The organism is Ensifer canadensis (assembly GCF_017488845.2).
Lineage (GTDB): Bacteria > Pseudomonadota > Alphaproteobacteria > Rhizobiales > Rhizobiaceae > Ensifer > Ensifer canadensis.
In genome coordinates, this window is record NZ_CP083370.1 from 3,601,995 (window position 1) to 3,616,477 (window position 14,483).

Below are 14,483 nucleotides of genomic sequence, written 5' to 3' on the forward strand. Positions count from 1 at the left end.
ATTTCCGACGTGTTAAACTCGAAACCTGCTCGCCGTTGCGAGCCCCGGACTGCCCTGCACTATTTTCTAGAGTCGACCGATCGACAGGCCGCCATCGGCCTGGATGACTGAGCCGGTCGCAAAGCCGAATTTGCCGCTGGCAAGCCCTGCGGCGATGTTGCCGATGTCTTCTGGCTCGCCCCAGCGTTTCATCGGCACCAGTCCGCCGTCGATCAGGGCGTCGTATTTCGCCGAGACGCCAGCGGTCATGTCAGACCGGATGACCCCGGGCCGGATTTCGAAGACGGAGATGCCTGTGTCGGCCAGCCGCAAGGCGAGCCCCTGGCTGAAGGCGGCAAGGCCGGCCTTGGTCATGCAATAGTCGAGCCGCTCGGGCGAACTCATGGTCGCGGAAACCGATGTGATGTTGATGATTGAACGTGGTGCCGCACCTGGCGGCTCGGTGAGCATCGAGAGCAACACGGCCTGGGTGAAGAACACTGTGCCGCGCAAGTTGGTGGCGACGATCGTGTCGAAATTCTCCGGCAGAAGGTCGAGAAAGTCGCCGCGCACGACGGAGGCGATGCCGGCGTTGTTGACGAGGCAGCGGATCGGGCCCAGTTCCTGGCGGATGCAGGCGACGGTGGCGGCATGCGCGCCGATATCGGCGAGATTGGCCTCGAGGTAGATGGCGCGACCGCCTTGCGCCGATAGCTCGGAGAGCGTGGCTTGCGTCGCTTGATCCGCCGCACCGAGCCCCGTCAGCGCTATGTCGAAGCCGTCGCGCGCCAGTGCCCGGGCCACGCCGAGTCCGATTCCGCGCCGGCCACCGGTGACAACAGCCACGGGACGCGTCGATGTCGTCATGCTCTCAGCTCCTTCGCAACGATATGGTCGGCAACGCGCAGCGCCTGTGCCGCCACCGTCAGCGCCGGGTTGACCGCAGCGGACGTTGGCAGGAAGCCGGCATCGACGACAAAGAGGTTCGGATGATCGAAGGCGCGGCAATAAACGTCGAGCGGCGCCTGACCGGGATCGGTGCCCATCCGGATCGTGCCGCACTGGTGCGACGGCGTGCGCTTGTCGAAGGCCTGGGAGAGCACGATCGGATAGCCTGCAGCTTTGAAGTGGGCGCGCATCTTCGCTTCGAGCCCGGAAAGCGCCTCCATGTTCGAGCGCCGCCACTGCATGATGATGCCCTTGCCGTCGACCATGATGCGGCTTTCCGGGTTCGGCAGGTCCTCCGTCATCATGTACCAGTCGACCGCATGACCGGCCATGAAATCCAATGCGAAGCGCGGCGCCCAGACCGGCGCATTGGCCTTGAGGATGTCACCGTTGATCTTGCCGAGCAGCTGGACATTGCCGAGTGGCAAACCGTCCCTGCCGCCGGTCAGGTAATAATCGTTCAGCATCAGCGTCTTCTGGTAGATGCTGTCATTGCGCCTGAACGGATTGATCGCCAGCATGGCGCTGCAATTGTGGTTCATGAAGTTGCGGCCGACCTGGCCGGAGGCGTTGGCGAGCCCCTTGCCATCGCCGGAGCGCAGCAAGATGGCGGCCGAGTTGATCGCGCCCGCCGACAGGATCACCAACTTGGGCGACAGGCGCTTCTTCTCGCCCCTATGGGTGTAATGGACCGCCTCGATCCGGCCGCCCCGACCTTTCTCCAGCGTGTCGACATGCGCGGAGGTGATCAGCTCGATGTTGGGGTCATTCAGCGCGGAGGCGAGCGATGCGGTCTCGGCATCCTTCTTGCCCTTGCCGGTGTTGGGAAACCCGTCCCATGGCGTGCGCCCGCCTGCCAGCCACGTCTCGATGTCGACGCCAAGCGGCAGCGTCGCCGGATTGAGCCCCTGCGCCTTCAACTCGGCGCGCGCGCGAGCAATTGCCGGCTCGTCCGGTACCGGGCCATAAGGGTAGGGCGAGGCGTGGAACGGCTCCGTAGGGTCCTGACCCAATTCGCCACGCACCTCGAACAGTTGCTCGGCTTTGCCGTACCACGGCTCCAGCTCTTCATAGAGAAAGGGCCATGCCGGCGAAACGCCGCCAAGATGCTGCATCTCGGTGAAATCCTCTGCACGGTAGCGCAAGAGCACCGCACCGAAGAGTTTGGAATTGCCGCCAACGAAATAGAAATTGCCCGGATTGAACTCCGTGCCGTCGGCTTCGCGCCACATCTCCTTGGGCCGGAAATGGCCCTTGACGAAGATCGAACTATAGCTGCGCGCTTCCGGTGTGTCGGGCAGGCGCTCGCCGCGCTCGAGTATGGCTATGCGCGCCCCGGAGCCGGCAAGCCCCGCCGCAACGGTGGAGCCGCCGATGCCCGACCCGATGATGACGATATCCGGCTGCTGCTCCATCGGCCGTTACGCGATCCGTTGCTGCGTCTGAGGATCGAAGAACACCGCCTTGTCGAGATTGAAGGCGAGCTGCGACGTCTGGCCGGGTGCGATGCGCGCATCGGCACGCAGGCGGGCGACGACCTCCTTGCCGCCAAGGCGGGTCACCGCAAAGGTGTCCGAACCGGCGGGCTCGACCACCTCGATCAGGCATTCGCCTTCGACGATCGCCTTGGCATTGCGGTCGGCACCGTCAGGGTCGGTCAGTGCTTCCGGGCGGATGCCGAAGACGACGTCCTTGCCGGCATAGGTAGAGAGTGCGCCGCTGGCATGCGGAACGGTGAGCTTCATCGGCTCGGCGTTCGGGCGCGCGAGCGTGACGGCAACATCGGCGCCGTTCCTTTCGATCCGGGCCGTCAGCAGGTTCATGGCCGGCGAACCCATGAAGTCGGCGACGAACATGTTGGCCGGATTGTTGTAGATTTCGGCCGGCGTCCCGAATTGCTGCAGCACGCCATCCTTCAATACCGCGATCTTGGTCGCCAGCGTCATCGCCTCGATCTGGTCGTGGGTGACGTAGACGATGGTTGTCTTCATCCGGTGGTGGAGACGCTTGATCTCGGTGCGCATGTCGACGCGCAGCTTGGCGTCCAGGTTCGACAGCGGTTCGTCGAAGAGAAAGACCTGCGGCTTGCGCACAAGGGCGCGGCCCATGGCGACACGCTGGCGCTGGCCGCCGGAAAGCTGGCTCGGCTTGCGATCGAGCAGATGGCCGATCTGCAGCATGTCGGCGACCTGCTTGATCGCCTTCTCGCGTTCGTCCTTCGGCACGCCGCGGATTTCCATGCCGAAGGCGATGTTGCCCGCAACCGTCATGTTCGGATAGAGCGCGTAGGACTGGAACACCATGGCGATGTCGCGCTTGGACGGGTGCAGATCGGCGACCGACCGGCCGTTGATGGCGATCTCGCCCGAGGTGATTGGCTCCAGCCCGGCAATGGTGTTGAGCAGGGTGGACTTGCCGCAGCCGGACGGGCCGACGAGCACGAGGAAGCCGCCTTCGTCGATCTCCAGATTGATGTCCTTCAGGATCTCGAGCGAGCCGTAGGATTTGCGCAGGTTGCTGATTTTGAGGAACGACATGAGCTTATCCTTTCACGGCGCCGGACATCAGCCCGCGCACGAAGTAGCGGCCGGACACGATGTAGACGATGAGCGTTGGCAGGGCGGCGAGGATCGCGCCCGCGAAATGAACGTTGTATTCCTTGACCCCGGTCGACGAGCTGACGAGGTTGTTGAGCGCCACCGTCATCGGCGTCGAAGAGGCGCCGGAGAAGGATGCCCCGAACAGGAAGTCGTTCCAGATATTGGTGAACTGCCAGATGACCGAGACGACGATGATCGGACCGGACGACGGCAGCAGGATCCGCCAGAAGATCTGGAAGAAGCTGGCGCCATCGATCTGCGCCGCACGCACGAGTTCCGTCGGGAAGGCTTCGTAGTAGTTGCGGAAATAGAGCGTGGTGAAGCCGAGGCCGTAGATCACGTGGACGAAGATCAGGCCCCAGATCGATCCGGCAAGGCCGATGATGCCAAGCACGCGCGCCATCGGGATCAGCACGATCTGGAACGGGATGAAGCACGACAGGAGCAGCATGCCGAAGAAGATGTTGGCACCGGGAAAGCGCCACTTGGTCAGGACGTAGCCATTGAGCGCGCCGATCATCGTCGAGATCGCGACGGCCGGCACCACCATCAGGATCGAGTTGATGAAGAACGGCTTCAGGCCTGTCGGCTGAACTCCGATCTGCGCCGTCGACCAGGCCGAAAGCCAGGGTTCCAGTGTCAGGGTCTGCGGTAGGTTGAGCATGCCGCCCTGGCGGATCTCGTCGAGCGGTTTCAGCGAGTTGACCAGCATGACATAGAGCGGCAGCAGCGAATAGAGCGCAAAGACGATGAGTACCGTGTAGATCAGGGCACGCGTCAGGCGGTTGTGCGAGATGACATTGTCTGGGCTGGGGGCGCTCATGGGCGTTTTCCTCCGCGGATTTCGGAGTAGAGATAGGGAACGATGATCGAGAAGATCATCACCAGCATGATGATGGCCGACGAGGCGCCGATGCCCATCTGGTTGCGGGTGAAGGTGTAGGAATACATGAAAGTCGCCGGCAATTCGGTCGCCTGGCCCGGCCCGCCGCCGGTGAGCGCGATGATCAGGTCGTAGGCCTTGATCGCCAGATGGGCGAGAACGACGAAGGCGGAGAGGAAGACCGGCCGCATCAAGGGAATGATGATCCGCCGGTAGATCGTCGATGTCGGTGCGCCATCGATCTGCGCCGCCTTGATGATCTCGTTGTCGACGCCGCGCAGACCGGCAAGGAACATCGCCATGATGAAGCCGGTCGATTGCCAGACGGCGGCGATCACCACGCAATAGATCGCGTAGTTGCGGTCCTTGATCCAGTTGAACGAAAAGCTCTCCCAGCCCCAGAGGTGCATGGTGTTTTCAAGCCCGATGCCGGGATCGAGGAACCACTTCCAGGCCGTGCCGGTCACGATGAACGACAGCGCCATCGGATAGAGGTAGATCGGCCGTAGGAAGCCTTCCGCCCGGATCTTCTGGTCGAGCAGGATCGCAAGTCCAAGCCCCAGCACCGAGCAGATGGCGATATAGAGCGAAGCGAAGATCGCCAGATTGCTCACCGCCCGCCACCAGTGCGGCAGGGCCCAGAGCTTCTGATAATTGCTGAAACCGACGAAATTGTAGGACGGCAGCATCTTGCTGTCCGTCATCGACAGGAAGCCGGTATAGGCGATGAAGCCATAAACAAAGATCAGGACGATAACGAAGCTCGGGGCAAGGACCAGCTTCGGTATCAGGTCCTGCAGTCGACTGCGGTTATCCATGAACGTTCACCACTTCTGGCGCTCTGCCGTCGGGAAACTCCCTGGTATCGGCATCCGCGCAGGTTCTTTGTATCAAACCGCTCCCCTGCGTCCGCGATGGACGCGACGCTTCGAAGACGCTTGCATGTCAGAATGAGTGTCCGGGACGCTTGCTCGCGTCCCGGACCGGGCCTCGCCCGTTACTTCGCAGCCGCGACGGCGGCGACGAGTTCCTTGACCGCCTCATCGGAGGTCAATTCACCGTTGAACTCGCGCGTCACGACGTCGTAGATCGCGTTCTTGACGGCAGCTGGGTTGGCATGGCCATGGGCCATGGAACCGAACAGCGTGCCGTTGGTGTTGGCTTCGGCGAGATCCTTGATGCCCTTCTTGCCGCAAGCGTCGAAGTCCGTATCCGGAACGTCGGTGCGTGCAGGAACCGAACCCTTGACGACGTTGAAGGCCGACTGGAAGGTCGGGCTTTCGATCGCCGAGGCCATCTGCAGCTGTGCCGGGATCTTGTCGTCAGCAACCTTGAACATCGCGAACTGGTCGGAGTTGAAGGTGACGGACCCTTGCGTACCCGGGAAGCGCATGCAGACGAAATCGGTGCCTGGCACCTTCTTCGCCTTCAGGAACTCGCCCTTGGCCCAGTCGCCCATGAACTGCAGGCCGGCCTTGTTCTCGATCACCATTGCCGAAGCGAGGTTCCAGTCGCGGCCGGAGAAGTTGTCGTCGACATAGGAGCGCAGCTTCGTCATGCGGTCGAAGGCTTCCTTCATCTTGTCGCCACCGAGCGCTGCCGGATCGAGATCGATGAAGGCCTGCTTGTAGAAATCATTGCCGAGCGAGAGCACGACGGCGTCGAAGATCGTCGCGTCCTGCCACGGCTGGCCGCCATGGGCGATCGGCGTGATGCCCTGAGCCTTGAAGTTGTCGAGAAGGACGATGAGCTCGTCCCAGTTCGCCGGCTCCTTGCCGCCGGCCTTGTCGAGGGCAGCCTTGTTGATCCAGACCCAGTTGGTCGAGTGGACGTTGACCGGAGCGGCGATCCAGTGGCCGTCATACTTCGAGAACTGCTGCAGGGCCGTCGGGATGACCTTGTCCCAGCCTTCCTTGGAAGCGGTATCGTCAAGGTTGCCGAGTGCGCCTTCCTTGGCCCAGTCGAGAATATCGAAACCGAGCATCTGCACTGCGGTCGGAGCGTTGCCCGAGGTGACGCGGGCGCGAAGCACGGTCATGGCTTCCGTGCCGCCGCCGCCGGCGACCGGCATATCGGTCCAGGAAATACCCTTGCTTTCGAGGTCCTTCTTCAGAACGTCGAGCGCAGCAGCCTCACCGCCGGAAGTCCACCAGTGCAGCACTTCCACGTTTTCTGCTGCGCGCGCGGCGGTGGCCGCCATCATCAGCGCCACAACAGCCGTCGTCGTCATCAACTTGCGCATCGTTATCCTCCCGTTTGCAAGTTATCGAAGCGGAACCTCCTCCCGCCTCGGATATCGCACCGCCTAAGGCAGCGGCTGGCCAATTTAAAACGTTATAAATTCAGCAAGTCAAGCATTCCGCACGCGTGCACTTCCTCACCTCACGAAGCAATTGAATTTGCTGAATTATATACAACAGTTTGCGTTTCGCAGTGCAGCAATTCATGCCGCGTCGCGAGATTTAAAACGTTTTCATGATTCGATTGCCTAAGCGTTCGTGCCACGTTACAAAAGCCGCTCTTGACCGCCTTGAGGATGACTAGCATTGGCCGATTCCCCCAAGCCCGCCCGTTCCGAAGACATTGGTTCGCCCGCCAGACGGGGCAAGCCGACCCTTCGCACGATCGCCGAGATCACCGGGCTTGCGGTCACCACCGTTTCGCGCGCCCTCGCCGAAGCGCCGCAAATCTCCGCCGACACCCGCAAGCGGGTTCGCGAGGTGGCGATCGAAATCGGCTATTCGCCCGATCGCGCCGCCCAGCGCCTGAAGACCGGCCGCACCAACGTCATCGCCGTCCTGCTCGACCCACACGAGGAAATCCTCGGCTATGGCACCTCGATCATGAGCGGCATCGCCAAGGCGCTGCAGGGCACGTCCTATCACCTGATCGTCATGCCGAACTTCCTCAACACGACCAATGTCGAGGCGGTGAACTACATCACCCGCAACAGCATGGCTGATGGTCTGATCTTCTCGCGCACCGAACCGCTCGATCCGCGCGTCATGTTGCTTTCGGAGATCGGCTTTCCGTTCGTCACCCACGGACGCACCGAGCTTTCGACCCCGCACGCCTATGTCGACTACGACAACTTCACCTTCTCCTACCAGGCCACCCGCCGGCTGATCGCCAAGGGGCGCCGCAAGCCGGCACTGATCAGCGGCCCAACCGACTTCACCTTCGGCGGCCACCTGCAGCACGGCTTCATGACCGCCGTGCGCGAGGCGGGCTGCGCCTACGAAATTCTCTCCGGTATCGATCTCGACAGCCCGGCCGGCGACATCCGCGACCGTGTTCGCCAGCGTTACGCCGAGCCCGACCCGCCTGATAGTTTCATGTGCGGTGGCGAAGTCTGTGCTCTCGCCACCATTACCGGCATGAGCGATTGCGGCCTGACGCTCGGCAACGAATACGACATTGTCGCCAAGCAGACGTCGCACCTCCTGGGCGCGATCCAGCCCCAGGTGGAAACGATCTATGAGGATCTGACGGCTACGGGCGAGGACATGGGCCGCGTGCTGCTCCAGCGCATCGGCGGCGAAACCGACGTCAACAAACTGCAGCTTCTGCTCTCTCCGCAGATCCCCGCCAACTGGTCGGCATCGAACTGAACCGCGCGACAACGACAGGCCGGCGGCGTGCCATGACGCCCCTGCCCGTTTCGTTGCTGCGATCCCTGCCGACATCATCCGTCTCCCCTTGTCCCCTAGAGCGTTTCCGGTTTAAACGGAGTCACGGCGACGCTCTATCTCTTTGTTTTTACGTATTTCCTGACGGAAAACCGCTTCGCACTTTTCCTGGAAATGCTCTAAGTTAGCGCGGCATCCACCAGCCGGTGCGGGCGCCGATATGCATGTTGAGCGTTTTGGTTTCGGTATAATCCTCGACCGCATGCCGACCGAGTTCGCGGCCGAGGCCGGACTGGCGATAACCGCCGAACGGCAGCTCGGAAGCCCCATCCATGAAGGTGTTCATCCAGACCGTGCCGGCGCGCACGCGGCGGCCGATCGTCAGGCAGGTGTCGAAATCGCGGCTCCAGACACCGGCCGACAGACCGTAGTCGATGGAGTTGGCGATGCGGATTGCCTCGTCGGTGGTCTCGAAGGTCAGCACCGACAGCACCGGCCCGAAAACCTCCTCGCGGGCAACAGCCATGTCGGGTCGCACCTGTGAAAGAATGGTTGGCGCCATGAACTGTCCCATGCCGAGATCGAGTGCAGCGCCGCCATGAGCGACAGCGGCACCATCCTTCGATGCGGCAGAAACATAGCCGGCAATCTTTTCCAGATGCTGCGGCGTGATGATCGCGCCGACCTGGGTTTCCGGATCGAGCGGATCGCCGACCTTGACCTTGGCCGCGAGTGCGGCGATGCGCGCCGTCACCTCCTCGGCAATGTCGCGGTGAAGGATCAGCCGCGAGCCGGCATTGCAGCATTCGCCGGCGTTGAAGTAGGCGCCGAACACGGCCGCATCGATGAACTCGTCGAGGTTGGCGTCGGGGAAGACAATCTGCGGGTTCTTGCCGCCGAGTTCGAGCGATACCTTCTTCAACGTCTGCGCCGCATTGGCCATCGTCAGACGGCCGACGCCGGTGGAGCCGGTGAAGGAGATCATGTCGACATCCGCGTGCGTCGTCATCGGCGCGCCGACCTCGGGACCCGTGCCGGTGAGAATGTTGACGACACCGGCCGGTACGCCGGCCGCTTCGAGAATTTCGCCAAGCACGAGCGTCGAGGCTGAGGTCAGTTCGGAAGGCTTGACCACTGTCGTGCAGCCGGCGGCAAGCGCAAAAGGCAGCTTCTGGCTGACGATCAGGAACGGGAAGTTCCACGGCGTGATGATCGAAACGACGCCGATCGCTTCGCGCAGAACCACACCGAGCGTGCCGTCTCCCAGCGTATTGTAGCTTTCGCCGTGAAGATCACGGGCAAGAGCAGCAGCATAACGCCAGATATCGGCAGCGCCACCCAGTTCGCCCTTGGCCTGGCTGATCGGCTTTCCCGATTCGATGGCGTCGAGGAAAGCAAGCTCGTCGGCGCGCGCGGCAATCATGTCGGCCGCCTTGAGCAGGATCAGAGACCGCTCGGACGCCGTCATGCGCGGCCAGGGGCCATCGTCGAAGGCGCGACGGGCAGCAGAGATCGCCCGCTCGGCATCGCCGCTCGCTGCTGCCTGATAGCGGCTGACGACGACGCCGTGGCCGGGGGCGACGCGCTCGATCGTGCGTCCGTCGGCGCTGTCGACCCATTTGCCGTCGATCAGCATCTGGAACGTGCGCACCTTGTGATCGCTAAGTGCCTTGGGCCTCACCAGAACCGTCATTACCATTCTCCCTTGAACTGGGCTTCGCGCTTTTCGGAAAAGGCAGCGACCCCTTCCCTGAGGTCGCCTGTCTTGGCGACGAGGATGGACCCCAGCGCTTCGACCGCGGCACCATTGTCCTCGCCGTTCGCCGAGGCGATCATCAGTTTTGAAATCTCGAGCGCGGCCGGGCCGCGCTTTGCCACGCGGGCTGCGTAGTCGCGCGCCGCCTGCATCACTGTTCCGGTCTCGACGACCCCATCGACAAGGCCTTCGGCCTTCGCCGTCTCTGCCGTAAACATCTCACCGCCGAGTACCATGCGCCGCACGATCTGCGCGCCGAAACGGACGACGAGACGTTGCGTGCCCGACCAGCCGGGAACCATGCCGAGGCTCGTTTCCGGCAGGCCGATCTTGATCTGGCTTTCGGCGATCCGGATGTCAGCCGCCGCGGCTAGTTCCAGGCCGCCGCCGAGGGCATGGCCGTTGAGCGCTGCGATGACGGGCATTCTCAACGTCGCCAGCCGCTCGAAGACGCGATGGCCAAAGCGCACCCAATCATGACCGAAGGCTGCGGCATCCATGCCGCCCCAGGCCTTGATGTCGCCACCGGCGGAGAAGGCCTTGCCCTCACCCGTCAGGATCAGCACGCGCACGTCGCGCATCACTTCCACCGTATCGCAGGCGGCAGCGAGCGCCTTCAGCATGTCGATGTCGAAGGCATTGAGCTTGTCCGGACGCGCGACAGTCATCGTCGCGATCGGGCCGTCGACTGCGATCTGGATGCGCTCCTCAGACACGGGCGCCTCCCGCAAGCGTACGGGCAGCCTTGACCGGCAGTTTCAGGCCGATCGGCGCCTCGTGGAAAAGTGCCGCATCCATGGTCTTCAATCGATCGGATACAAGGAGCGGAAATTCGGACTGGTCGAGAATATGTGCCTGCAGGTCGACACCCGGCGCGATCTCGGTCAGCATCACGCCTTCGGGCGTCAGCTTCATCACGCAGCGCTCGGTGACATAGGTGATGTCCTGCCCCTGCTCGACGCCGCGGCGGCCCGAGAAGGTGACGTGTTCGACCTCGTTGACGAGCTTCTTCAGCTTGCCTTCCTTCTCGATCACCAGCTTGCCATCGGCGACGGCAAGCTTCGCGCCGGCGTTGAACATGCCGGAAAAGACGATCTTCTTGGCTCGAGCAGTAATGTCGACGAAGCCGCCGGCGCCGGCCGTCACATGCGGCCGGAAGGAGAGCTTCGAGACATTAACCGAACCGTTGCGGTCGATTTCGAGGAAGGAGAGCAGCGAGGCATCGAAGCCCGCGCCCTGGAAATAGGTGAACTGGTAGGGCGAAGGCATGAAGGCGTCAGCGTTCGACGCGCAGCCGAAGGCGAAATCCAGGAGCGGTACGCCGCCGACAGCCCCCTGTTCGATCACCCAGGTGACGGCGCCATGCAGGCCCTCCTCGAGCAGGATGCGCGGCACGTTGGCCGAAATGCCGAAGCCGAGGTTGACGGCGCTGCCCGTTTGCAACTCCTGCGCCACCCGGCGGGCAATCACCTTCTGGATGTTGAATTCCGGCACGCGGAAACTGTCGAGCGGACGGAAGATCTCGCCGGAGATGGCCGGATCGTAGAGCGTCTGCGTCGTCTGCTTCTGGTCGGGATCGACGACGACATAGTCGACGAGCACGCCCGGCACACGCACGTCGTGCGGCTTCAACGAGCCTTCCTTGGTGATGCGCTTGACCTGGGCAATGACGATGCCGCCATTGTTGCGGGCGGCCAGCGCCTGATCGAGACCACCGAGATAGGCACCCTCGTGCTCATAGGTAAGATTGCCGCGCTCGTCCGCAGTCGTCGCGCGAATAATCGCCACCTGCGGTGCGATCGCCTTGAAATAGAGCCAGTCCTCGCCCTCAAAGGCGACCTTTTTGACCACCGGCTCGACTGACGCCGAGGCATTCATGGCGCAGCCTTCGCGCGACGGATCGACGAAGGTGTCGAGCCCGACCTTGGTCATAACGCCAGGGCGCTTGGCGGCGGCCTCGCGGTGCATGTCGAAGAGAACGCCGGAGGGGATATTGTAGGCTGCAACCTCGTCGGCGCCGATCATCTGCCAGATCAGGGGCGGTTCGGCACTCGACGGACCCGAGGGATAGGAGCCGCCGATGATCCTCTTCAAAAGTCCCTTCTTGGCGATGTAATCGACACCCTTGATGCCGCTCATGTCGCCGGCGGCGATCGGGTGCAGCGTCGTCAGGTCGCGAGGATGGCCGGTTGCGTCAAAACGCTCGCCGATCGCCTTTAGCATCAGATCGGGGCAGCCAAGACCACTCGACGACGAGACCGAAACGACGGCACCATCCGGGATCAGCGCGGCGGCCTCAGTGGGTGAAATATGCTTGTTCATCGACATCAACTCAAAGTCCCGTTTCGATCGCAGCCGCCTGACCGGTCGCTGCCGCCTTGACGACCGCAAGGCCGGTTGCCAGCGACCAGACACCGTCCTCGCCGGTTGCCGAGGGCTGGCCATGGCCTTCGATCGCTGAATGAAACGCCGCAAGGGCGGTTTCATAGAGATTGGCCGGATCGAGCGGCAGTTGGCTTTCGCCCTCGGCATTACGCAAGGTGACGGTGCCGACCGGCTTCTGCGTCATGACGTTGCGGCCAATCAGCGACCCCTCCGTGCCGTGGACTTCGAACCCGGTCTCGGCAAACTTGGTGGTGAAAGCATCGTGGAACTGGGCGATGACGCCCGACTGGAAGCGCAGCACCCCCATGACGCCGTCCTCCACCCCCTCCTTGCCCATGCCGGCGCTATGGCTGATGGCAACGGCTTCGGCCGGATCGTCGTTAAGGACGAAGCGCAAGGTGTCGGCATCGTGCACGGTAATGTCGAGAATGACGCCGCCACCGGCTTCCGGCCGCTCCAGCCGCCAGCCCTGCAGATGCGGCGGCAGATAGACCGCATGGAAGACCCGTGCCGCGATCGGCCGGCCGATCCGCCCTTCGGCGATGGCATCCCGCATCGCCCGGTGGGCAGCGGCGTTGCGCAGGTGATGGTTGGTGCCAAGCACCACGCCGGCTTCGCGTGCGGCGACAACCATTTCGCGCGCATCCTCCAGCGTCATCGCCAAGGGCTTTTCACATAGCACGTGCTTGCCGGCCCGAATTGCCGCCAGCGTCTGCTCGCGGTGCAGCTCGTTGGTGGTCGAGACGTAGACGGCATCAACATCGGGATCACCGACCAGTTCCTCGACCGACGTCACCGACTTGCCGATGCCATTTTCCGTGGCATAGGCAGCACCGCGCTCAGCGCTGGTGCTCATCACCGAAACCACTTCGCCACCGGTGGCGCGAATTGCGCCAATGACCCATTCGCGCGCGATCGTGCTCGCGCCGATCAGACCCCATCTGTTCATGACAATGCCTCCCTCGTTCTGCGCTCGATCGCAGCACCGCAGCTCTGGCGAACGACGAGACGCACCGAACCGATAATCGCTTCGGCCTCCGCCTTGCCCGCATTGATCTGCTTCAGCAGCAATTCCGCCGCCCTCTGCCCCATGCCTTGCGGATCGACGGACACGGTCGTCAGTGCCGGCACCGCCGTCTTCGCCTCGATCACATCGTCGAAGCCGATCACAGCAAAGTCGGCGCCCGGCTCCAGCCGCCGCGCCCGCAGGCCGTCGCAGACACCGAATGCGACCGCGTCGTTGAAGCAGAGCGCGGCCGTTGGCCGGTCGGAAAGCATCATCGCCTGCTCGATGGCCGTGACACCGCCGGCGCGCGATGGCGCCGAGCCGATGACAAGCGCCTCGGCCGCATCAAGTCCCGCCTCGAGCAAAGCTTCGCGGTAGCCGCGCATGCGCGCCTCGAATACGGCGGTGTCGTGGAAACCACCGAGGAACGCGATGCGCCGATGACCCCGCTCGATCAGGTGGCGCACCGCCGCCATGGCGCCGGCATGATTGTCAGACGTCAGCGATGAAACGCCCGCGTCGGCGATATCGCGAACGACGAGCACGACGGGGATGCCGCTATCGACCAGAGGCGCCAGATCGGCAGCCTCGGTGCCGCGCGCCGGGGAGATGATCAGCCCGGAGACCCCATGCTCGCGCATGGACGCCACGACCTCGCGTTGCCGCTCGATCTTTTCATTCGTGTTGGCGAGAAACTGGACGAAGCCGGCTGACTGCACCACGGTATCGACGCCAACCGCCAGTTCGGCAAAGAAGCTGTTGGTCAGGTCGTTGACGACGATGCCGATGATCTTCGACTTCGATTGGCGCAGGTTGGCAGCGCTGCGATTGTAGACGTAACCAAGCTCGCGAATGGTCGCGTTGACCTTGGCGCGCGTCACCTCGTTGACCAGCGAGCTGCCCTGAAGGACGAGCGACACGGTCGACTTCGACACGCCGGCTGCGTGTGCGATATCCACCACCGTTACCCGTTCCTTGACCAAAGCACCCTCCCAAACCCGCCTTATTTTTCACATTCATAATTGGAACGTTCCAAATTCGTCAAGAGGTGGAGGATCACTTTTTTGGTTTCCGTACTATTCTATGGCCATCTCAGTCCCAGCGATACAGGTAATAGATCCACGGCATCACCGTTGTAATTGTTTATAAATATCCTTGTTTACAATGGCTTATGCCATATTTTTCTTTTCATTCCGGAGCCTTGGCACCTCGATTGGCATCGGATGCCAGATTTCCCACTTGAAATTTGGAACGATCTAAATTATTCGAATGCAACGATCCGAGGAGGAGAAGAAAG

General features: G+C 62.5%; 12 protein-coding genes. 1 reads left to right on the forward strand and 11 read right to left on the reverse strand.

What is annotated here, in order from left to right; translation table 11 throughout:
• Positions 1-66 precede the first annotated feature (66 nt).
• The 6 genes from J3R84_RS17480 to J3R84_RS17505 all read right to left on the reverse strand — a co-directional run bounded on the left by J3R84_RS17480 (position 67) and on the right by J3R84_RS17505 (position 6,640).
• Positions 67-846 carry a 3-ketoacyl-ACP reductase gene (locus J3R84_RS17480; protein WP_025425254.1) on the reverse strand — a complete coding sequence of 260 codons (780 nt, stop codon included), beginning with the start codon at positions 844-846 and terminating at the stop codon, positions 67-69.
• Complete coding sequence (locus J3R84_RS17485; protein ID WP_025425255.1) at positions 843-2,342, reverse strand: FAD-dependent oxidoreductase; 1,500 nt, start codon at positions 2,340-2,342, stop codon at positions 843-845. Before J3R84_RS17485 ends, J3R84_RS17480 begins: the two co-directional genes overlap by 4 nt.
• A 6-nt stretch (positions 2,343-2,348) precedes the next feature.
• Complete coding sequence (locus tag J3R84_RS17490; RefSeq protein WP_025425256.1) at positions 2,349-3,464, reverse strand: ABC transporter ATP-binding protein; 1,116 nt, start codon at positions 3,462-3,464, stop codon at positions 2,349-2,351.
• Positions 3,465-3,468: 4 nt separating this feature from the next.
• Positions 3,469-4,350 carry a carbohydrate ABC transporter permease gene (locus J3R84_RS17495; RefSeq protein WP_025425257.1) on the reverse strand — a complete coding sequence of 294 codons (882 nt, stop codon included), beginning with the start codon at positions 4,348-4,350 and terminating at the stop codon, positions 3,469-3,471.
• Entirely contained in the window at positions 4,347-5,228 is an 882-nt protein-coding gene (locus J3R84_RS17500) for a carbohydrate ABC transporter permease (protein WP_025425258.1), read from the reverse strand. Before J3R84_RS17500 ends, J3R84_RS17495 begins: the two co-directional genes overlap by 4 nt.
• 179 nt (positions 5,229-5,407) lie before the next feature.
• Positions 5,408-6,640, reverse strand: a complete 1,233-nt coding sequence (locus J3R84_RS17505; protein ID WP_371412274.1) for an ABC transporter substrate-binding protein — start codon at positions 6,638-6,640, stop codon at positions 5,408-5,410.
• Positions 6,641-6,956: 316 nt separating this feature from the next.
• On the opposite strand from J3R84_RS17505, the gene J3R84_RS17510 reads away from it, so the two are divergent.
• Entirely contained in the window at positions 6,957-8,021 is a 1,065-nt protein-coding gene (locus tag J3R84_RS17510) for a LacI family transcriptional regulator (protein WP_025425260.1), read from the forward strand.
• 202 nt (positions 8,022-8,223) lie between these two features.
• On the opposite strand, the gene J3R84_RS17515 is transcribed toward J3R84_RS17510, so the two are convergent.
• The 5 genes from J3R84_RS17515 to J3R84_RS17535 are packed head-to-tail and all read right to left on the reverse strand — an operon-like array spanning position 8,224 to position 14,169.
• The gene (locus tag J3R84_RS17515) at positions 8,224-9,732 is read right to left on the reverse strand and encodes an aldehyde dehydrogenase family protein (RefSeq protein WP_025425261.1); all 1,509 of its coding nucleotides are present in this window, start codon (positions 9,730-9,732) and stop codon (positions 8,224-8,226) included.
• Positions 9,732-10,511, reverse strand: coding sequence for an enoyl-CoA hydratase/isomerase family protein (locus J3R84_RS17520; RefSeq protein ID WP_025425262.1), 780 nt, complete (start codon positions 10,509-10,511; stop codon positions 9,732-9,734). The genes J3R84_RS17515 and J3R84_RS17520 overlap by 1 nt, the downstream gene beginning before the upstream one ends.
• Entirely contained in the window at positions 10,504-12,123 is a 1,620-nt protein-coding gene (locus J3R84_RS17525; protein ID WP_025425263.1) for an acyl CoA:acetate/3-ketoacid CoA transferase, read from the reverse strand. Before J3R84_RS17525 ends, J3R84_RS17520 begins: the two co-directional genes overlap by 8 nt.
• A gap of 4 nt (positions 12,124-12,127) precedes the next feature.
• On the reverse strand, positions 12,128-13,129 hold the full coding sequence (locus J3R84_RS17530; RefSeq protein WP_025425264.1) for a Gfo/Idh/MocA family protein: 1,002 nt from the start codon (positions 13,127-13,129) through the stop codon (positions 12,128-12,130).
• Positions 13,126-14,169 (reverse strand): LacI family DNA-binding transcriptional regulator, encoded by a 1,044-nt coding sequence (locus J3R84_RS17535; protein ID WP_025425265.1) that lies wholly within the window; start codon positions 14,167-14,169, stop codon positions 13,126-13,128. Before J3R84_RS17535 ends, J3R84_RS17530 begins: the two co-directional genes overlap by 4 nt.
• Positions 14,170-14,483: the final 314 nt, after the last annotated feature.